The organism is Bacillota bacterium (assembly GCA_013177945.1).
Taxonomy (GTDB): Bacteria; Bacillota; DSM-12270; order Thermacetogeniales; family Thermacetogeniaceae; genus Ch130.
The window spans coordinates 124,641-143,511 of the sequence record JABLXW010000004.1 but is presented as its reverse complement, the minus strand read 5'-3'; the positions used below and the strand labels follow the sequence as shown (position 1 = coordinate 143,511).

General features: G+C 60.2%; 19 protein-coding genes and 1 pseudogene. 17 read left to right on the top strand and 3 right to left on the bottom strand.

Annotated features, from left to right (window positions below; all coding sequences use genetic code 11):
* The first annotated feature begins 376 nt into the window (after nt 1–376).
* Nucleotides 377–724, top strand: coding sequence for a hypothetical protein (locus tag HPY58_04105; GenBank protein NPV28836.1), 348 nt, complete (start codon nt 377–379; stop codon nt 722–724).
* A gap of 104 nt (nt 725–828) precedes the next feature.
* Here the strand turns inward: HPY58_04105 and HPY58_04100 are convergent.
* Nucleotides 829–1,035: pseudogene (locus HPY58_04100) on the bottom strand (hypothetical protein).
* 155 nt (nt 1,036–1,190) lie between these two features.
* Between HPY58_04100 and HPY58_04095 the strand changes: the two are divergent.
* The 8 genes from HPY58_04095 (at nt 1,191) to spoIIR (ending at nt 8,387) form a co-directional block, all read left to right on the top strand.
* The gene (locus tag HPY58_04095; GenBank protein NPV28835.1) at nt 1,191–1,505 is read left to right on the top strand and encodes a YbaB/EbfC family nucleoid-associated protein; all 315 of its coding nucleotides are present in this window, start codon (nt 1,191–1,193) and stop codon (nt 1,503–1,505) included.
* Between the two features lie 225 nt (nt 1,506–1,730).
* Complete coding sequence (locus tag HPY58_04090; GenBank protein NPV28834.1) at nt 1,731–2,174, top strand: hypothetical protein; 444 nt, start codon at nt 1,731–1,733, stop codon at nt 2,172–2,174.
* A gap of 207 nt (nt 2,175–2,381) precedes the next feature.
* Nucleotides 2,382–3,803, top strand: coding sequence for a phosphoglucomutase/phosphomannomutase family protein (locus HPY58_04085; GenBank protein ID NPV28833.1), 1,422 nt, complete (start codon nt 2,382–2,384; stop codon nt 3,801–3,803).
* Between the two features lie 20 nt (nt 3,804–3,823).
* Complete coding sequence (locus HPY58_04080; protein NPV28832.1) at nt 3,824–4,192, top strand: hypothetical protein; 369 nt, start codon at nt 3,824–3,826, stop codon at nt 4,190–4,192.
* Between the two features lie 177 nt (nt 4,193–4,369).
* A complete protein-coding gene (locus HPY58_04075) occupies nt 4,370–5,005 on the top strand; it encodes a hypothetical protein (GenBank protein NPV28831.1) in 636 nt (211 codons plus the stop codon).
* Between the two features lie 260 nt (nt 5,006–5,265).
* Nucleotides 5,266–6,804 (top strand): DUF3794 domain-containing protein, encoded by a 1,539-nt coding sequence (locus tag HPY58_04070; protein NPV28830.1) that lies wholly within the window; start codon nt 5,266–5,268, stop codon nt 6,802–6,804.
* A gap of 25 nt (nt 6,805–6,829) precedes the next feature.
* Nucleotides 6,830–7,585, top strand: coding sequence for a DUF3794 domain-containing protein (locus tag HPY58_04065; protein ID NPV28829.1), 756 nt, complete (start codon nt 6,830–6,832; stop codon nt 7,583–7,585).
* A 106-nt stretch (nt 7,586–7,691) separates the two neighbouring features.
* Nucleotides 7,692–8,387 carry a stage II sporulation protein R gene (gene spoIIR / locus HPY58_04060; GenBank protein NPV28828.1) on the top strand — a complete coding sequence of 232 codons (696 nt, stop codon included), beginning with the start codon at nt 7,692–7,694 and terminating at the stop codon, nt 8,385–8,387.
* 2 nt (nt 8,388–8,389) lie between these two features.
* Here the strand turns inward: spoIIR and HPY58_04055 are convergent, their stop codons facing one another.
* Nucleotides 8,390–9,112, bottom strand: coding sequence for a ZIP family metal transporter (locus HPY58_04055; protein NPV28827.1), 723 nt, complete (start codon nt 9,110–9,112; stop codon nt 8,390–8,392).
* Nucleotides 9,113–9,216: 104 nt separating this feature from the next.
* Here HPY58_04055 and HPY58_04050 point away from each other — a divergent pair, with 104 nt between their 5' ends.
* The 8 genes from HPY58_04050 to HPY58_04015 all read left to right on the top strand — a co-directional run bounded on the left by HPY58_04050 (nt 9,217) and on the right by HPY58_04015 (nt 18,187).
* A complete protein-coding gene (locus tag HPY58_04050) occupies nt 9,217–10,020 on the top strand; it encodes a cyanophycinase (protein ID NPV28826.1) in 804 nt (267 codons plus the stop codon).
* 110 nt (nt 10,021–10,130) lie between these two features.
* A complete protein-coding gene (gene cphA, locus HPY58_04045) occupies nt 10,131–12,773 on the top strand; it encodes a cyanophycin synthetase (GenBank protein NPV28825.1) in 2,643 nt (880 codons plus the stop codon).
* Between the two features lie 100 nt (nt 12,774–12,873).
* Nucleotides 12,874–13,755: a 4-(cytidine 5'-diphospho)-2-C-methyl-D-erythritol kinase gene (locus tag HPY58_04040; GenBank protein NPV28824.1), complete on the top strand. Its 882-nt coding sequence runs from the start codon at nt 12,874–12,876 to the stop codon at nt 13,753–13,755.
* Entirely contained in the window at nt 13,755–14,480 is a 726-nt protein-coding gene (locus tag HPY58_04035) for a GntR family transcriptional regulator (GenBank protein NPV28823.1), read from the top strand. Before HPY58_04040 ends, HPY58_04035 begins: the two co-directional genes overlap by 1 nt.
* Complete coding sequence (locus tag HPY58_04030) at nt 14,477–15,271, top strand: NTP transferase domain-containing protein (protein NPV28822.1); 795 nt, start codon at nt 14,477–14,479, stop codon at nt 15,269–15,271. Before HPY58_04035 ends, HPY58_04030 begins: the two co-directional genes overlap by 4 nt.
* 112 nt (nt 15,272–15,383) lie before the next feature.
* Nucleotides 15,384–15,644 (top strand): septation regulator SpoVG, encoded by a 261-nt coding sequence (gene spoVG / locus HPY58_04025; protein NPV28821.1) that lies wholly within the window; start codon nt 15,384–15,386, stop codon nt 15,642–15,644.
* A 204-nt stretch (nt 15,645–15,848) separates the two neighbouring features.
* The gene (gene glmU, locus HPY58_04020; GenBank protein NPV28820.1) at nt 15,849–17,225 is read left to right on the top strand and encodes a bifunctional UDP-N-acetylglucosamine diphosphorylase/glucosamine-1-phosphate N-acetyltransferase GlmU; all 1,377 of its coding nucleotides are present in this window, start codon (nt 15,849–15,851) and stop codon (nt 17,223–17,225) included.
* A 14-nt stretch (nt 17,226–17,239) separates the two neighbouring features.
* Nucleotides 17,240–18,187, top strand: coding sequence for a ribose-phosphate pyrophosphokinase (locus tag HPY58_04015; GenBank protein NPV28819.1), 948 nt, complete (start codon nt 17,240–17,242; stop codon nt 18,185–18,187).
* Here the strand turns inward: HPY58_04015 and HPY58_04010 are convergent.
* Nucleotides 18,184–18,858 carry a photosystem reaction center subunit H gene (locus tag HPY58_04010; protein ID NPV28818.1) on the bottom strand — a complete coding sequence of 225 codons (675 nt, stop codon included), beginning with the start codon at nt 18,856–18,858 and terminating at the stop codon, nt 18,184–18,186. The two genes, HPY58_04015 and HPY58_04010, sit on opposite strands and share 4 nt — an antisense overlap.
* Nucleotides 18,859–18,871 lie beyond the last annotated feature (13 nt).

Genomic DNA, 18,871 nt, shown 5'->3' with positions numbered 1-18,871 from the left:
GACGCTCAGGGCGGAAGTTGCATTCCGTCTTAAGTCCGGCAGGATGAAACTTGTGAAGGGGGTTTTCTGAATGGCTGAAGCGCTTGGTGGAAGCAGGCTCGGTGACCGCAGGGCTTTTTTGGTGTTTTTAATTCTGGTTCTTCTGCTGCTTGGCGACAATCTTTAAAAGTTTTGGATAGGGATGATCGTCCTTAGAAAGGGGGCTTTGCGCATGGATTTGCTTAGCGACAGGAGAGCGTTTGTTGTATTTCTGATTTTGATCCTGCTCCTTCTCAGTGATTGACGAGCGGATGTATTCTGGCTAAGGCCACGCCGGAGCCTCCGGTGTGGCCTTCCCTCTCTGATTGATTGCTCCATCAAAAAAGGAGGGATCGACGTGGCCAGCACTGCGATTGATGAGCGCGCCTTTCAGGTCATCCAAAGTTTTCGACCATACCTGGGCCCCCGGGGAAACGGGTGTGTCGCCTGCCTGGAAAGTTTACTGGAACTCCTTGCCAGCGAACCGGCCCAGAAGACGCTTGACGCCTTCGGGTTTTTCGGGTTAGAAAAAGAGTTTAAAATGCTGGCGGCGGAGAAAGAGGCGAGCACCAACCCCTTCGCCCTTTTCTTGATTTTGATCTTGCTGCTCCTGGCGGATCTGCCGGGGGGCGGCGAGGCTGTTGCGGAAGCCGGGGAGAAGCCCGAACAGCTTCCGCCCCTGCAGGAGCCGGGGCTTTCCCCGTAACAGCACCCGGGGCCCGCCCCTCACCCCTTCTTTTTTGTGAATTTCCAGGTGGCACGCGCGGGGTCCTCCTTTCGCGCCGGAGGGGCGCCGGCCCCGGCCGGAGGGTGGCGGGGCGCGTGGACGATGGTGATGCTGTTGAGAATTGCCTCATCTTCCTCGATCAGCTTTCCTTCGGAGTAGCGCCGCCGCCTGAGTTCGGCCCGGGGAATAACCACCGTTACCTCATGGGGAACAGGGAGAGAGCTGGTGCGCCGCACCTCGATCTTTACGTTTGCAATAACGAGGGTAATTTCATCATGCTGGAAAGCCATCTTTTTTCGCCCCGGAATCTTGAAGCTTTGTGTTATAACATATGATCGATCAATCTTGCGGGGAACCCTTCCTTTCTGTGCTGCATACTGTGTTAAGGGCAGAAACAGGCCGCGCTCGTTTCAGCGTGGCTCTTTACCTTTGAGGGGGGATGGTTGTGACCGGAGAGGAGACCCTGGGCCTGACGGATTCCTTGCTGAAGTCGGTTATGTCCAAGGTGATTAAGCAGCTTGAGCAGAAAACGGTGGAGGGGAGCGCCGGAGGCGGTGCGGTCAGAGTCCTCATGAGCGGGAAGCAGCGGGTGATCCGGGTTTCCATCAGCCCGCGTGCCGCGGAGGATATTGGGAAACTGGAAAAAATGGTGCTTGACGCTACCAACATGGCCTTGAGCGAAGCACGCGAACTGCTGAAAACAGAGCTGAAAAAGCTGGTGGGGAACATCCCCTGGCCTGAGGATTTTATCATACCCTGAACTGCCGGGAGGAGCGGCCTTGATTAAGGGCCTTCTTCTTTTGCCAGATGATGGCAACAAGCTCGCCTTCCCCTGTGAAAGATGGATTTAATAAGGCTCTGCTTGATGAAGCCTGGTGAGTCACTGGATGAGCTTCCGAATACAATATATAGGCAAGCGCGTTTTTCCTGTTATTTTTTGTTAAGGAGGCGCTGGCTGACTAAATTATTGGGAGGAGTGATCGTTTTGTCCCAGGAACAGGGGCCTGCCCCGGAAGCTCAGGAAGCCAGCTTATTTTCTTTGCTGGCACGGGTGCTTATAAGCCTCGAGGAAAAGCGGATGGATATTTCAGGTATCGTGGCCCTGCTTTCCCTTTTCAACCTTTTCAGTATTCTGAATCTGGTCCAGAACAGCCAGGGGGTTGCGATGGCCAGGACGGGAGGTGGAAGCCTTTTAAGCGGCGGCCTGATTGAGACCCTGGCCGGCCTGTTCGCAGAAGGGGGGAAGGCAGGCCCTGAACTTCTCCTCAACCTGCTTCAGAAGCAGGGGAAAAAGATCAACCCCCAGCTGCTTGGTTCGCTTCTTTCCCTTGCCGGAGGGGGTAAAGGGGGAGGGGGAGAGGGAGGAGAGGGCGGCAAGCCGAAAGCAGAATATCCTCAGGAGAAGCGGCAGGGAAGGGGCATTTTTTAAAGAGAGAGCCGGATATGAAGCTGCTCTTTTCTCTTGGATCACCATTTATTCTGGTTAGGCATATCCTGGTAAAAAAGACGACGCAAGCTTTCCCTTGGAACCGGTTTCCCGCAACACTGCGGCGCCGCTCTTGCCAGGGAAATTGATGCGCGGCCTGGCAATTCAAGTTTTTTGAGCTGAACTCTTGCCCGCGGGGGGAGGGTGAGCGTGGAGATAAAATTCGGCACCGAAGGATGGCGGGGAGTGATCAGCGAGTCGTTTACTTTCGCCAACCTCCGGGCTGTGATCCGGGCCCTTGCTGCATTTCTTCTCGCCCACGGCAAAGGAAGGAGGGGTGTTGTCGTGGGTTATGACACGAGATTTCTCTCCCGGGAGTACGCCCAGGAGGCCGCCCGGGTGCTGGCCTCCTCCGGAATCGAGGTTTTCCTGGCGCGGGAACCGGCGCCCAGCCCTGTGATTTCATACAGTGTGAAAGTTTTACGGGCGGCGGCAGGGCTGGTGGTGACGGCAAGCCATAATCCCCCTGTTTACAACGGCATCAAGATCAAGGGCCCCCACGGGGGGCCGGCCTTAAAAGAGATGCTGGATGACATTGCAGACCGCATTTCCTTCGGAGATTCAGAGGAGAAAGGCGGCCGCGGCGAGATCCACGAATTTCACCCGGCTGCCACCTACCTCCCCCGGGTGCTGACCCTTGTGGATGGGAGCAGTCTTGCCCGGAGCGGGTTCCGGGTTGTGGTGGACAGCATGTACGGGGCCGGGCAGGGGTATCTTTCTTCTCTCCTGCGGCGCTGCGGGATTCCCTGCCTGGAAATTCGCACCGGCTATAACCCCGGCTTTGATGGGATTCCCCCCGAGCCTGTAGCCAGGAATCTGGGGCCCCTGGTGGTGGCGGTCCGGGAGCACCGGGCAGATCTGGGTTTGGCCCTGGATGGCGACGGTGACAGACTGGGGGTTGTGGATCGAAACGGCAATTTTATCGAACCTCACCATGTAATGGCAATCATTGCCCGCCACCTTGTGGAGGAGCGCCACTGGCCCGGGGATTTTGCAAAAACGATTGCAACCACGGAGATGCTGGATAAACTGGCGCGGACCTACGAGCGCCGCATCCACGTGACCCCGGTTGGGTTCAGGCACATTACCCGGCTGTTTTTGGAAGAGGAACTGCTTCTCGGCGGCGAAGAAAGCGGCGGATTAGGGGTTCGCAATCACATTCCGGAGCGGGACGGGACGGTTGCGGGCCTTCTCCTCCTCGACGCTCTGGCTGCAAGAAATCTTTCTCTTTCGGAAATGGTCGGGGAGGTTCACGAACTTCTCGGGCCGCATTATTACCAGCGTTTGGATTTGCCTCTGACGCCGGAACTAAAGGAGTGCTACCACGCCCTGGCGCGAGATTTTCCGGACTCCCTGGGGCGCTTCAGGGTAACCGCGGTAGAGACCCTGGATGGGATCAAATTCCGGCTGGGCAAGCACGGGTGGGTGCTCCTGCGCGCTTCGGGGACGGAACCGCTGCTGTGCGTCTATGCCGAAAGCAGCAGCGCGCGCAAAACAAAGGAAATTTTGCGAAGCGTGCGGAAACTTTTACCCTCTTGCGCCCAAGGACGGCATGATAGGCATGTAAAGTAATCTTAAAGGAGGCAGGCATGGTGGGCATGGCTGGGGACGGCAAAAAGCACATCCTGGATCACGTTTACGGAGACGGGTACGACCGCGGCTACGCGGACGGCTACGCAGACGGCTTTGCGAAGGCTTATAAATTAGGGGCTGCTAAGGGTTATGAAAGCGGGTTCAAGCAGGGCCGGCGCCAGGGGTACCTTGCCGGATTCGAAAGCGGCTACCAGAAGGGAAAAAAGGAGGTTGACAGTTTGTTCAACCAGGGTTGGGAGCAGGGGTACCTGAAGGGTTACGATGTCGGGTTTGGGGTCGGCTTTAACGAGGGCCTCGAGCATCAGCAGGCACGGGAAAGGGAGCCCCTGCAGAGCGGGACGCAGAAATCGAATCCTGAGGAGGATTAGGACTGGAATCCCTAAATTATTCCAGAGCCCCTAATTATTGTGAAAAATTCCTGAAAAACTGGCCCGGCCTGTCTATTTTCCTCTACCTGGAGTTGGCAGCGGAATAACAACTTTGCCCTGAAATGAGGTTTGGCGGTACAATGAGAGCGCAATTTTACCAGGAAAGGGGAACTCAGGATGCGGAGGAAGGTTCATCTGGTTGTTTATTTGCTTCTCTTCAGTTTCTTTTTGGGAATTCTCTCCCTCCCGGCTTTTGCAGCAACGCGGGTGGTCTACTACCAGGGCAAATTAAGTGACGCGGTTTTGATGAAGATTTTGCGGGAAGTGTTTCCAGATGACCTGATCAAAATCGTGCGGATCAGCCCCCGGTCCCAACCCCAGCCCCAACCCCAGCCGCAGCCACAGCCCCAGCCCCAGCCGGACCTGCAAGGGCTCACGCAGGACGAGCGGGCAATGTTCAACCTGGTCAACCAGGAGCGCGTCCGCGCCGGCCTCAACCCCCTTGCCATCGATTATCAACTGGTGAAACTGGCACGCCTGAAGAGTCAGGATATGGTGGACAAGGGGTATTTCGGACATTATTCTCCCACGTACGGTTCTCCTTTCGAGATGATGGACCGGGCCGGCGTGAAGTACCGGTACGCCGGGGAGAACCTCGCCGGGGCGCCTGCCGTTGAAGCGGCCCACCGCGCCCTGATGAACTCGCCCGGGCACCGGGCCAACATTTTGAATCCAGAGTTCACCCGGATCGGGATCGGGGTTGCATCCGGGGGGCCTTACGGAAAGATGTTCACCCAGATGTTCGCCGGATAAAATATAAGTCCACTGCGGAACCCGGTTTCCACTTAGTGGTTTCTTCCGTATAGTTTGGCTTCGTTTGTTGGAGGTGGAGGGGGAAAGACTGAACTTTACTGCCTGGAGGAAGGCGCTGCAGGATGCTCCCGCAGCTGGGAGAAGCTTTCAAGCCGCTGTTTTCAGAGAGCGGCTTTTTTATTTGGGGGAAAACGCACATCCTACCCTTCTTTACATATTATATTACAGAAAAATTTGCCCAGGTAAGGGAGGGAGAAGAGATGAATCACGCGGCCTGCGAAAGACTCAAGGTTGAGCACGTCGTTGGAGAAAAAACCGTACAGGTGGTTGTAAAAGAAGAGTTCACCGTGCCGGAACCGAAGCCGGATCTCGAAAAAATCATTTCGATTGATAAAACGGTTAAGGTTACGGATGTTCAGGTGATCCAGGATAAGGTAATCATCGAGGGCCAGCTTAACCTCCAGATAGTCTATGTCGCCGCGCTTCCCGAGCAGCCGGTCCACCACACCCATGCCAGGCTGGAATTTACCCAGTTTGCGGAAGTACCCGGGGCCGCGCCGGGCATGACGGCGCGCGTGAATGTGAAGGTCGTGGACATCCAGGGTACGGTTAACCCCCGCAAGGCGGGTGTTTTTGAAATTGCTGCAGTCCTTCACATTTTTGTGAAGGTTACCGAGACCCAGGAGATTAATGTGATGGTGGAACCACCACCCGGTGTTGCCGCGCAGGTGGAGGAGCTCCGGGTCGAAGAGGTGGTTGGGGAGGGAAAGGCCCAGGTTGTCGTATCGGGGCGTTTTACCGTTCCGGCGGAGAAGCCCCCGGCTGACAAGATTCTGGACGTGGACGCCAAGGTGACGATTACGGACAAGAAGATTTTGGACGGCAAGGTGATCGTCGAAGGGGATGTGGACCTCCAGTTCATCTACGTTGCTCTAGAGGAGACCCAGCCGGTCCACCACATGCACCATAAACTTCATTTTACCCAGGTCATCGAGGTGCCTGGTGCGGAGCCGGATATGCACGTCCAGGTGGAGGAGACCATCACCCACATCGGTTGGGATGTCATCAATCCGGAGACCGTCGGCGTGGAAATCATCATGGACAAGGTGGCAAGGGTCACCGAAACCAGGGAGCTGAAGGTTGTTACCGGGGTCAGGGAGATTAAAGTTGAGAAGAAGCGCCTCCGGGTCGAGCGGGTGGTTGGAGAAGACCGCGCCCAGATCGTGGTGCGGGAGCAGGTGGACGTTCCGGCCGGGAAGCCGGGGGTCAGGAAGGTCCTTGATGTCAAGGTCCACAAGGTCGAAATCCCGGAAGAAGAAATCGTGATCATTAAAGACAAGGTGATCTTGAGCGGAAAAATTGAGGTTCAGGTCCTCTACGTGAGCGAGGATCCGGACCAGGCCGTCCACCACATGGAGGCGGAGCTGAAGTTCCGCAGCTTCCTTCCCATTCCCGGTGCCCAGCCGGACCAGACCGTTCTTGTCCAGACTGCGGTGGAGCACGTAACCGCCCGCATCGGCACTACGGGAGGGAAGCTTACCCTTGAGGTTGTGCTGAAAATTACGGCCCGCGTCATTGAAACCGTGCAGATCGATGTTGTGCTCTGTCCGGCTCCAGAGCAGGTGCCCTGTCCGCCCGGTGCGGTGCGGGAGCATACGGTTCAACCCGGTGATACCTTCTGGAGGCTCTCTCAAAGGTACCACGTGAGCGTGGATGCTATTATGAGGGCGAACCCCGGGGTTGATCCCGACAACCTCCAGGTAGGTATGGTGATCAGGATTCCGTGCGATCCCGATTAAAACTTCATGGCGAAGGAGGTTTTTGGTGATGGTTAACCAGAACCAGGAAACATGTATCCGCGTTAAGTTTCCGGCCGTAGTGGGAGAAGCTACGGTTCAGCACATCGTCCAGAGCGTAGTGCACATTACCGAAGGGGCAATCAAAATCGACCATATCGAGGCCACCATTAAGGAGCTGGATTGGGATGTGCTTGACGGAAAGGTTGTCTTCCACGGGGTCATTCACAAGCAGATCTTTTTCGTGAGCAAAGACAACTTCGTCCGGCACCAGGCGGAGGACGTGCAGTTCAGCGGCCACGCCGTAATTCCCGGGGCAATGCCCGACATGGAAGCTCAGGTTACGGCCACCATCAGGCGCCCCATTACCTTCCAGCTTCTCTCCCGGAGCCGCCTTGAACAGCACATTCTTGTAGACGTGGTGGTGCGGGTCACCAAGACAGAGGAGCTTCCCGTGCCCCTGCTGGGAAGCATCGCCGGCCAGGTTATTTTAAACGGTGTTCCCCAAACCCTCGCCCCGGTTGCCGTTTTCGATTCCATGTGGCGCCTGATTCACTTTACCTTTACCAGCAACAATGGAAATTTCCGCTTTGTCTCCCTGCCGCCCGGTGAGTACAATGTTGCGGCAACCCAGGCCGGAGTCTTTGAGCTCAAGCGGGTTGCCGTGAGGGCCTGCGAGGAAACGGTGGTCAACTTCTTCCAGACGCCCAGCACCGACTGCACGGCAATCCTGCCCGCCTTTGTCTGCACCCTCCTGGGCGGACTGCTGGACATCGTTACGTAGACGGCGGGTCCTTCGAGCCAGGGCCCCTGCCTCCGGCAACTGCAACGGGTTTGCCGGGGCAGGGGTCTTTTCTTCCGGGTCCCGGCAGGTTTAAGGGGGCGGGATTATGGAAAGAATAGGAAGAAAAGCAAGGGAGAAGGTGAGGGAAATGAAAAGGTTGCTCTTCCATCCGGGAATCGTTCTGCTTTCCGGCTTCTTCATCTTTGCCTGCATGGCTCTGGCTCCGGTGGAAGCTCCGGAGGGCGGAGAAAAGGAAGGGGGAGCGGCGCCCGGCATCATCCGGTTCCACGTGATTGCCGCCGGAAACAGCAGCCAGCAGCAGGAGTTGAAGCTGAAGGTCCGCGACGCGGTGCTTGCCTGCCTCCGGCCGGAACTCGAGAAGGCTCCCGATGAGGCTGCTGCAGCCGCCTGCATTGAAAGGCGCCTCCCGGAGATCGAGGAGGCGGCCGTGAGGGCGGTCAGGGAGGCCGGGTTTTCCGAACCGGTCCGTGTCGTTTGGGGGGTTTCCCTGTTTCCGGCAAGGGCTTACGGGCCCGTAGTCTTTCCGCAGGGGCCCTACCGCGCCCTGAAAATTGTGATCGGCCGCGGCGCGGGGAAGAACTGGTGGTGCGTTCTTTTTCCTCCTCTCTGCTACGTGGACCTGACCCGGACCTCCCAGGGGCTTGCAGGCAGGGAACAGCCCCTGGAAGCAGACGGGGGGGTTTGCCAGTCTTCCCCCCGGTTTGCCTGGAAAGCGGGTGAGTGGCTCCGGAAGCCCGGGCCCCGTTCCCTCCTTTCCTGGCTCTGGCTGCGCCGCAGTTAGGTTTATTTCAAAACCTGGGCGCACCAGAGCAGGAGGTAGCCCAGGCCGAGCCCGAGCCAGGCCCAGATGGGGTTCTGGTAGTGGGCGGCCGGGATCAGTTCGTCTTTAATCAGATAGGTCATCGCCCCGGCAGCCAGGGCGAGGAGAAAGGCGAGGTGCCGGGGTGAGAGATGGATTAAGAAGAGCCCGAGCAGGGTGCCCAGGGGAGTAAAGATGCTCACAACAACATTAAGAAGGAAAACCTGGCGCCGCCGCAGCCCCCCCAGCCGGAGGGGTGCCGCGGTGGCAATCCCCTCCGGGATGTTGTGGAGGGCAATGGAAAGGGCGAGGAGCGGCCCCAAGGCTCCTCCCGCCGCGTAGGCTCCGGCAATGGCGATTCCTTCCGGGAGGTCGTGGAGGGCGATTCCCGCTGCCATCAGGTACCCCAGCCTCCGGTAGGATATTTTCCCGTTGAAGCCGGAGGTTTCAGCCCGCGCGCTCAGCAGCTTATCCAGACTCCAGAGGAGGAGCAGGCCCAGGCCAAAGCCGGCACCGGCCTCGAGGCTGCTCCCCACCTGGAAGGCCGCGGGGATCAGGTCGAGGAGGATTACGGCCAGCATCACCCCGGCTGCTCCCCCGAGCATCACCGCGAGGGCGCGGCGTCCCGGGCGCCTCCCGAGCAAAACAATGAGGCTGCCCAGAGCGGTTGCCAGGCCGGCCAGCAGGCTGGGGAGGAGAGCGTGCATCTTTCCACCTCTTTTCCGTAAAACTTATGCACCCGGCGCTTGATTTAAACCTGGTGCCTGCAAATCCTGATCAACTGCCATTTCTGGATGAGGAGGGGAAAGGCGTGGCAGAAAAAGTTCGGGGAACTCTCCTGATCATCGGAGGCGCCGAAGACAAAACAGGAGAGTGCGCCATATTGAGAAGGTTTGTGGAGCTGGCTGGGGGAGAAAGGGCGCGGCTTGTGCTCGTGACTTCGGCAACCGGCCGGCCCCTGGCTGTCGGGGAGCTTTACCGCAGGCTCTTTGCCGAATTTGGCGCCCCGGAAGTGGCGGTTTTGCACATCACGAGCCGCCAGGAGGCCAACACCCCGGGTGTTTACGAAACCGTCAAGAGGGCCTCCGGGATCTTTTTTACCGGGGGTGACCAGCTCCGCATCACCAGCCTGCTGGGGGGTACGCAGTTTGATGAGGCGCTCCGCAGGGCGTACCGGGATGGCACGGTGGTTGCCGGAACCAGCGCGGGGGCGTCTGCCATGAGCGAAACGATGATTGTGGAAGGGGAGGGAGCTGAAGCCCCCAAGAAGAACACCGTCCAGATGGCGCCCGGGATGGGGCTGATCCGGGAGGTTGTTGTGGACCAGCACTTTGCCCAGCGGGGGAGGCTGGGGCGCCTGCTCACAGCCGTTGCCCAGCACCCCTACATGCTGGGGGTGGGAATCGACGAGGACACCGCCATTGTCGTAAGACCTGAAGGTTTTTTTGAGGTGATCGGTTCCCAAACGGTAACGGTGATTGACGGAACGCGCATTCAGGAAACCAACGTTTCAGAACTCGCCCCCTGCGCCCCCCTTGCTTTGACGAACGTGATCCTTCACGTTCTGCCGGCAGGCTACAAGTTCGATCTGAAAAAAAGGCTCCCCCTCTCCTGATTTTAAATTCCGGCCGGAGGCAAGGCAACCCCCGTTGGCCTGCATAAAACGGCCATTTTCTGGAAAACTAGTAAAGTGCAGTTGAGGTGCGAACAAAAGGAGGTCAGGGTGTGGAGGTCGTAGAAATCCGCACTTTTGAGGGGCGGAACGTCTGGAGCCATACTCCGGTGCTGCAGGCCCGGCTTCTCCTGGGGCCCCGGGAACAGCTTCATACAGGTGAGCTTGCAGGCTTCCCGGAGCGCCTCCTGAGCCTGCTCCCCGGGCTGGCGGAGCATGCCTGCGGGCGCGGCTACCCGGGTGGCTTTCAGGAGCGCCTTCGGGAGGGGACCTACCTGGGCCATGTGGTCGAGCACGTGGCGCTGGAGCTCCAGGCCCGTGCGGGCTTTCCGGTCAGCTACGGAAAAACCGTCAGGGGCTCTGCTCCGGGGACCTGGGACGTGGTTCTGGAATACGGAACCCCGGAATTGGGAAAGGCCGCCCTGGAGGCTGCGGTGGCGCTTGTCGTCGCGGTTCTGGAGGGGCTCCCCTTTCCGGTTCTGGAGACGGTGGAGCGGCTGCGGAAGTTGGGGAACAAGACCTGTTTGGGCCCGAGCACGAGGAGCATTCTTGAAGCCTGCCGCGCCCGGGAGATTCCGGTCCTCCCCCTTGCCTCCGGCAGCCTCTTTCAGCTGGGGTACGGCTGCCGGCAGAAACTGGTGCAGGCCACAATCACCTCCCAAACTTCTGCCCTCGCGGTGGATCTGGCCTGCGATAAGGTTCTGGCCAAGCGCCTCCTGGCGGAGGCGGGGCTTCCCGTTCCCCGCGGCCGGATCGCCGCCTCCCTGGAGGAGGCGCAGGCCGCAGCCCGGGATCTGGGCAGCCCGGTTGTGGTGAAGCCGCGCCGCGGCAACCAGGGGAAAGGGGTCGTGTTAAACCTGACGGATCCCCGGGAAATCGAGGCGGCCTTCCGCATCGCCCGGAGTTATGATTCTGAGGTTCTGGTAGAGGAGTACATTGAAGGGCGCCACTACCGCCTCCTGGTGATCGGGGGGGAGCTTGTGGCGGCGGCGGAAAGGCTTCCCGCCTGCGTTACCGGGGATGGGGTTCACTCGATTCGGGAACTGGTGGAGCTGGCCAACCGCGACCCCCGGCGGGGGGAGGGGCACGAAAAGCCCCTAACCAGGCTGAAGATTGACCCGACCGCGCTCCTCGTCCTGGCCAGGCAGGGTTGCCGCCCGGAAAGCCGCCCCGCTGCCGGGGAGGTGGTGGTTTTGCGGGACAACGCCAACTTAAGCACAGGCGGTACTGCCCGCGATGTAACCCCTGCCGTTCACCCGGAAAACGCCGGGCTCGCGGTGCGGGCTGCCCGCGTCCTGGGCCTCGATGTGGCGGGAGTGGACCTGGTGACCCCCGAAATCGCAAGACCGGCGCGGGAGGAGGGCGGGATGATTATTGAAGTCAACGCCGCCCCGGGCTTCCGGATGCACCTTTTCCCCAGCGAGGGGGAGCCCCGGGATGTGGGGCGCGCCCTTGTGGATTACCTCTTTCCGCCTGGCTGCGAAACAGGCGTTCCGGTCATTGCGGTGACCGGAACCAACGGGAAAACCACGACGGTGCGGATCCTCGCCCATCTTTTCCGGCAGCAGGGCACCGTTGTGGGAATGACCACCACCGGGGGGGTTTACATTGACGGCGACTGCCTCTGCACCGGTGACACCACAGGCCCTGCCAGCGCCCGGATGGTCCTGCGCGACCCGCGGGTTGAGGTTGCCATCCTGGAAACGGCGAGAGGAGGGATCCTGCGCGGGGGGTTGGGGTACGACCTTGCAGATGTGGCGGTAGTAACCAACATCGGGCCGGATCACCTCGGGCAGGACGGGATCGAAACCCTGGACGACCTTTTCTGGGTGAAATCCCTGGTGGTGGAAGCGGTCAGGAAGGACGGCTTTGTCATCCTCAACGCAGATGATCCCTTTGCCTCCAGGTTTGCCCGGCGCGCCCGGGGCCAGGTGGTTTACTTCAGCCTCAGGGAAAACAACCTCCTTGTCAGGCGCCACCTGGGAACGGGGGGCCGCGCCGTCTTCGTGAAGGAGGGGATCGTCTATTTCGCCCGGGGGGAGGAGACCCTGCGCCTCATCAGTCTCAAGGGAATCAGGGCCGGAATCGGGGGGCGGGCGCTCCACAACCTCGAGAACGCCATTGCTGCCGCTGCGGCCGCCTGGGTTTGCAGGCTTCCCCTGGCCCTGATCCGGCGCGGCCTGCGCACCTTCGGCGCCCAGCTTTCCCACAATCCCGGACGCCTGATCATCCGCCGGGTGGGAAAGGTCACGGTGATCGTCGACTTCGGGCACAATGCTCCCGCCTTCCGGCGGATTTCGGAGTTTGCCCGCGCCTTGAAGCCGCGCCGCCTGCTGGGAGTGATCGGGATGCCGGGGGACCGGTGCGACGAACAGATTGTGGCCGCCGGGGAGGCGGCCGGAGCCGGCTTCGACGAAGTTTTTCTCAAGGAGGATCGCGACCTGCGCGGGCGCGCCCCGGGCGAGACGGCACGCCTCCTTTACGTGGGAGCGCGGCGGGCGGGTTTGCCTGCCTCGTGCCTCCACATCGTCCCGGAGGAAACCGCAGCCGTCAGGCGCGCGCTGGGCCGGGCCTGCCCCGGCGATGTGGTTGTGGTCTTCTACGAGGAACTGGAGCCGGTGCTGCGTGTGCTCGAAGAGGCGGAGGATGCAATCCGGAAAGCGGAGCGTGAAAAAAAGGCGGTAATCCAGAGCTGAATTTCTGAAAATCGGCGCCGGGGACAAAAAGAGGAATTTCTGTTCCGGTATTTAATTATTTACTCACCAGAATCAGGCTCGCGCCAGAGGAGAGAGAGACTTGAAAACCCTTCGCCTCCCGGCCTTTGCCAAGATCAACCTTACCCTGGATGTCGGCTCCCGGCGCCCCGACGGTTACCACGAGATCTGCTCGGTAATGCAGACGGTGAGCCTTGCCGACTCCCTTGCCTTCACCCGGCTCGAAGCGGGGATTGCCGTGGTTTGCCCGGCTCCCGGGGTCCCGGAGGGCTCCGGAAATCTGGCCTACCGGGCGCTTGAACTGCTGCTCCCCCGGCTCCCGGGGGGGGTAAGGCTGGAGATCGAGAAGAAAATTCCCGTGGCGGCAGGGCTGGGAGGGGGAAGCAGTGATGCCGCTTCCGCCCTCAAGGGAGTCAATCTCCTTTACCGGCTGGGGCTCAGGGAGGAGGAGTTGATTCTTTACGCCGCCCGGTTGGGTTCCGATGTCCCCTTTTTTGTCCTGGGGGGAACGGTGCTGGCGCGGGGCCGGGGGGAGGTTGTCACGCGCCTTCCGCCCTTTCCTTCCTGCTGGCTTGTCCTTGTCAAGCCGGGCTGCCAGGTCTCCACCCGGGAGGTCTACGCCCGTTTCCGCCCCGAAAGAAGAGACCCCCGTACACCGCGCTTTCTTGCGGCCCTGAGCCGGGGGGACAGGGCAGGAATGCTGGCCGCCCTGGGCAACGACCTCGAGGAGGTGACGGCCGCCCAGCACCCCGAGGTGGAGAGCCGCAGGGCGCGCCTGGAAGAGCTGGGAGCCGAAAGGGCTCTCATGACGGGGAGCGGGCCGACGGTCTTCGGGATCTTTCCGGGGGAGAAGGAGGCGCGTCTTGCGGCCCGGCAGCTTGCAGGGGGAGGAGACTGGGTTTTTGTCTGCAGGACCGTTAACGAAGATGAGATCAAAAAATGGGAAGGGGATAGGGACTGCTGATGGGAAAAACGGAGAGGAGACTGCTGCCTGTCAGGCTGGATACATATAAGCCCTTGCGGGAAGTCGTTTTCGACACCCTCCGGGAGGCGATCATCAACGGCACCCTGCGCCCCGGCGAAAGGCTGATGGAGATCCAGCTGGCCGAGGAGCTTGGAGTGAGCCGGACTCCTGTCCGGGAGGCGATCCGGAAGCTTGAACTGGAGGGATTTGTGGTCATGGTTCCCCGCAAAGGGGCCTACGTGGCGGGGATTTCCCTGAAAGACATCGCCGATGTTTTTGAGGTGCGGGCCTCCCTCGAGGCCCTCGCGGCCGGCCTTGCAGCAGAGCGGATCACCGAGGAGGAGCTTGAGGAGCTGGAGCGGATTCTCGTGCGCAAGGCGAAGATCATCGAAGAGGGAAACCTTCCTTCTTTTGTGGAATGTGACAGCAGGTTCCACGATACCCTTTATCAGGTAAGCCGGAATCAGCGCCTGATTCAGATTTTGAGCAATCTCCGGGACGAGATCCAGCGGTTCCGGGCGGTGTCTCTTGCCTACCCCGGGAGAATGCGGGAGGCGCTGGAGGAGCACCGGAAGATCGTGGAGGCAATTGCCGAACGGAATGCGGCCCAGGCCCAGGTGCTGGCCTGGGAGCACATCGAAAACGCGGAGAACAGCCTGCTGGAGGCGGTGCGCGGCAGGCAGGAGCTTGGGGAAAATAGCTCGGCAAAGGGGATGGAAAGGTGATTGACGGGGTTGATGCGGTTGTCCTTGCAGGAGACGGCGGCTTTCGGGACCCGGCTGCACCGGCAGGCGAGGCGCCGGGGAAGGCCCTCCTTCGCATCGGTTCCCGCGCCATGGTGGATTACGTGGTGGCAGCCCTGAAAAGTTGCGCCGAAATTCGGAAGATTGTCCTGGTGGGGCCGGAGGCGGTCCGCACCCTTTACGGAGCGGAGTCCGGGCTCCTCTTCGCGGATCCGGGAGCCTCACCCCTGGGGAGCTTTGCCGCCGGGGTGGCGGCCCTGGAGGCGGCCGGAGAGGCGGAGGCCGGAACCCCCTGGGTGCTGGCCTGCACCGGCGATCTGCCCTTTCTCACGCCTGCTGCCGTCAAGGACTTTCTCGACAGGTGCCGGGAGCGGAAGGCCGCGTTTTACTATCCGATTATCCCCCGCCAGGTCGCGGAAGAACGCTTTCCCGGGGTGAAGCGGACCTACGCCCGGCTCCGGGAGGGAACCTTTACGGGGGGCAATCTTCTGCTGGTGGACCGGAGGATTTTGGGGTCATGCATGGCGAAGGCGGAGGAGTTCATCCGCCTCCGGAAGAAGCCGGCGCGGCTGGCCCAGCTGGTTGGCTGGGAAATTTTGTGGAAGTACCTCTTCGGGGTTCTTTCGGTAAAGAATGTTGAGGAGCGGGTTTCGGAGCTGTTCGGGGTGCCGGGGGCTGCTGTCGTCAGCCACTACCCGGAAATCGGGGTGGATGTGGATAAGCCGGCAGATCTGGCGCTTGCCCGGCACCTGCTTTCCCCCTCTGAAGCCTGAGGAGGCGAGGCGCCGGGTTGTGAAAACTTTCATGAGGCCGGCAGGAATCTTCCATGTGATGAAGAATACATTCACTAACAGAAAACCCCAGGCAGGAGAGGTGGTTCAGAGGATGCAGGTGACAGATGTTCGGATCCGGAGGCTCAACCATGAGGGGAAGATGAAGGCCGTTTGTTCCGTGACCTTTGACGATGCTTTTGTGGTTCACGACGTGAAGGTGGTAGAGGGTCAGAAGGGGCTTTTTGTCGCCATGCCGAGCCGCCGAACACCGGCGGGAGAATTTCGGGACATTGCCCACCCCATTTCGCCGGATGCGCGGGAACTCATCCAGAATGCGGTTTTAAAGGCCTACCAGGAGGCAACCGCGGTTTAAAGAGATTTTAAGACTCTGGTCCTTGTCAGGCTTAAAGAGGGGGGCAGATCCCCCTTATTTTATTTATTTTTTCACCGGCCAGCCTTCTGCAAATTTAAAAGGAAATGCCTGTTTAATGTAGAAAAAGTAATCCGGCAGGTTTTTTTCCCTGCGGCTGGAATAAAATAATTACCGAATGATTCTGGTAAGAAGGAGGCTCGGGCTTTGCAGGGGGTAGGGGCTGTAATCCTGGCGGCAGGCCAGGGGAAGCGGATGAAATCGGAAATTCCAAAGGTGCTGCACCGCGTTGCGGGAGCGCCCCTGATCCGCCACGTGCTTGATTCCGTTGAAGCAGCCGGCATCGAAGAGGTTGTGATCGTCGTGGGCCAGGGGGCGGACCTTGTCCGGAAGGCGCTGGGCGCGGGGTACCGCTATGCCCTCCAGGTGGAGCCCCGGGGAACGGGGGATGCCGTGGCGAGGGCGCTTCCCCTTCTTTCTCCGGAGTGCCGCGAGGTTCTTGTCCTGTGCGGCGACACACCTCTCCTCAGGCCTCCAACCCTGCTCCGGCTGATCGAGGCCCGGCGGGCGGCAGGAGCCGCCGTTTCCCTGCTCACCAGCAGCCTAGAAAATCCCCGGGGCTACGGGCGGATCCTGCGGGATGGGGAGAACCGGGTGCTGGCAATTATCGAAGAGAGCGATGCCACCGCCGCCCAAAGGGAGATTAAAGAGGTTAACACGGGAACTTACGTCTTTGCAAGGGAGTTCCTGGAAAATACGGTAGCACGGTTGCGCCCCGAGAACAGGCAGGGAGAGTACTACCTCACCGACTGCATCGGGCTTTTGCGTGCCGCAGGGCAGCCGGTTGCCGCCTTAAATGCTCCCCCCGAGGAAACCCTGGGGGTGAACACGAGGGAGGAACTGGCGGCAGCGGGTCGCATCCTCCGCCGCCGGGAGTGCTCGCGTTTGATGGAGGCTGGCGTAACCATCCTCGATCCCGAAACAACCTACCCCGACCGGGGGGTGGAGGTCGGCCCGGACACCGTCATCTATCCTTTTACCTTTCTCGAGGGAAGAACGAAGGTGGGCCGGGGGTGCCTGCTCGGACCGGGGACGCGCCTTGTGGACTCCACCCTCGGGGATGCGGTAGAGGTCTGGTATTCTGTTGTGGTGGAGTCTACCGTAGGAGACCGGTGCCAGATCGGCCCCTTCGCCTACCTCCGGCCCGGGAGCGTGCTTGCAGAAGGGGTCAAGATCGGTGATTTTGTGGAGCTGAAAAAGGCGGTTGTGGGGGCGGGGAGCAAGATCCCCCACCTGAGCTACGTAGGCGATGCCGTCATCGGCTCCGGCGTAAATATAGGAGCCGGGACGATCACCTGCAACTACGATGGCCTTCAAAAGCACGAAACCCGCGTTGAAGATGGGGCGTTCATCGGGAGCAACACCAACCTCGTCGCTCCCGTCACCATCGGAAAGGGCGCGGTAACCGGGGCCGGCTCTACGATCACCAGGGATGTTCCGCCCGGTGCCCTTGCCGTAGAGCGGGCAAAGCAGGTCGTCATTCCCGACTGGGCAAAAAGAAAAGCAGGGAAAGGAAAGACGTAAGAGAGGGGATCAGCATGCCGCTCTATACGAAAAAGCTGAAAATCTTCGCCGGAAATGCCAATCCGGGACTGGCCGAGGAAATTACAGAGTATCTCGGGGTTTCTCTGGGAAGCGTCCAGGTGAGCCGCTTCAGTGATGGGGAAATTTGTGTGGGAATCAACGAAAGCGTCCGGGGGGCCGACATTTTTCTGATTCAACCCACCTGCCCCCCCGTCAACGAGAATGTCATGGAGCTTTTGATTATGATCGACGCCCTGCGCCGGGCTTCGGCGCGGCGGATTTGCGCCGTCCTCCCTTATTACGGCTACGCGCGGCAGGACCGGAAGCTCAAGGCCCGGGACCCCATCACCGCAAAGCTCCTGGCCAATCTGATCACCGCCGCCGGGGCAGGGCGGGTTGTCACGATGGATCTTCATGCCGGCCAGATTCAGGGGTTCTTCGACATCCCGGTGGACCACCTGCCGGGGGTGCCGATTCTGGCGGAGTATTTCCTGAGCCTGGAGCTGATCGACACGGTCGTCGTCTCCCCCGACGTGGGGGGGGTAACCCGGGCGGGGGACCTGGCCAATCGCCTGGGCGCACCCATCGCCATTATTGACAAGCGCAGGCCAAAGCCGAACGTCTCGGAGGTGCTCCACATCATCGGGGAAGTAGAGGGGAAAACGGCCATAATTATTGACGATATTATCGATACCGCCGGCACGATCACGCAGGGGGCGGAGGCCCTTTTGCGGCACGGGGCGCGCGAGGTTTATGCCTGCTGCACTCATCCTGTCTTTTCCGGCCCTGCCCGGGCGCGCCTCGAGGCCTCCCCGCTCAAAGAGGTTGTTGTCACCAATACAATTCCGGTGCCCCCGGAAAAGTTCTTTTCAAAATTGAAGGTGCTCTCGGTGGCACCTCTCCTGGGTGAGGCGATTATCAGGATCCACGAGGATCTTTCTGTGAGCAAACTCTTTGACTAGTTCCCTTCCGGCGGCTCCTGGTCCTCCTGAATTCCGTTCTCTTTTTGTGAGGGGGCGGGGCTCCCGTCAGGCGACGCCTCGCCGGGGGAGCGGTGCGGGATCTGCCGCGCCCTTTGCAGGAGGCGCGTTGTTCCCTCCCTGAGGCTTTTCACGGTCTCCGTCAGCTTTCCTTCGCTCCGGGTTAGCCTGGCCTCGGCTCCGTTCCGGACCACAAGAACATCTCTGCCGATGGTGCGGACCTCCCCGGCGGGAAGGACCCCTTTTCCCTTCAGGAACTCTCCAAAGCGCCCTCCCACCTCAAATGCCGTAATTTTCCCTGTGCCGGGGTCCACGAAGAACTCCTCCACGTAGCCGAGGGCGGTTCCCCCCTCGGTGATAACGCGCGCGCCGCGCAGTTTGACCTGTTCCTTAACCAGGTTCAGGATTTCGGGGAGACTTGTGATCTTTTCTGCGCTGGCAATTTTCTGGATGGTGAGGGCGTTGTTTCCGACGCTGGCCACGCGGGGGTAGGGGATCACCTTCTGTTCTGAAAAGAAGCCGCTCTGCTGGACGATGAGCGCGGCCACCTCGACGGTTTTGGGATTGATGACGAGCCCCCGGATCCGCCCGATTTCTTTTCCCTCCTCCAAAGTCACAACGGGGAGGGAAAGGAACTGCCGTCCCTTCCGCATCTTGATTCGCCTC